Here is an 875-nt window from a genome sequence, read left to right as displayed (position 1 = left end):
ATATGGCCCGACTGCTCGCCGCCCAGGTTGAAGCCCGCGCCCCGCATCCGCTCGACCACATAGCGGTCGCCCACGGCGGTGCGTTCCAGCCGCAGCCCGCGGCCGGTCAGGAAGCGCTCAAGCCCGAGGTTCGACATCACCGTGGCGACCAGCGCGCCGCCGCGCAGCCGGCCCGCGTCGGCCCAGCGGCCCGCCAGCAGCGCCATGATCTGGTCGCCGTCGGCCACGGCGCCGGTCTCGTCGATGATCATCACCCGGTCGGCGTCGCCGTCCAGGCTGATGCCCAGATGCGCGCCATGTTCCAGCACCGCCGCCGCCGCGGCCTGCGGATGGGTCGAGCCCACGCCGTCGTTGATGTTGAAGCCGTCCGGGTCCACCCCCAGCGGGATCACCTCGGCGCCCAGCTCCCACAGCACCTCGGGGGCGGCGCGATAGGCCGCGCCGTTGGCGCAGTCGATCACGACCTTGAGGCCGTCCAGCCGCTGGCCCTGCGGGAAGGTGGTCTTGGCATATTCGACATAGCGCCCGCGCCCGTCGTCGATCCGCTTGGCCCGGCCGATCTGGGCGGGCGCGGCCAGCGGGATCTCGGCCGACAGGATCGCCTCGATCTCGGCCTCGGCCTCGTCGGACAGCTTGAAGCCGTCGGGGCCGAAGAACTTGATGCCGTTGTCCTCGGCCGGGTTGTGGCTGGCCGAGATCATGATGCCCACATCCGCCCGCATCGACCGCGTGAGATAGCCCACGGCGGGCGTCGGCACCGGCCCCAGCAGCAGCACGTTCATGCCGGTCGAGGTCAGCCCTGCCGTCAGCGCGTTTTCCAGCATGTAGCCCGAGAGCCGCGTGTCCTTGCCGATCACCACCCGGTGCCCGTTGGT

The 875-nt window shown here is 71.3% G+C and carries 1 protein-coding gene; it reads right to left on the bottom strand.

Going from position 1 to position 875, the window contains the following annotated elements:
* On the bottom strand, positions 1 to 875 hold an 875-nt coding region (locus ACFFII_RS17710; protein ID WP_512700629.1), incomplete at both ends, for a phosphohexomutase domain-containing protein.

Origin of the sequence: Paracoccus niistensis, from assembly GCF_042432925.1 — a bacterium.
Lineage (GTDB): Bacteria > Pseudomonadota > Alphaproteobacteria > Rhodobacterales > Rhodobacteraceae > Paracoccus > Paracoccus niistensis.
This window is presented reverse-complemented; position numbering and strand designations above follow the sequence as displayed.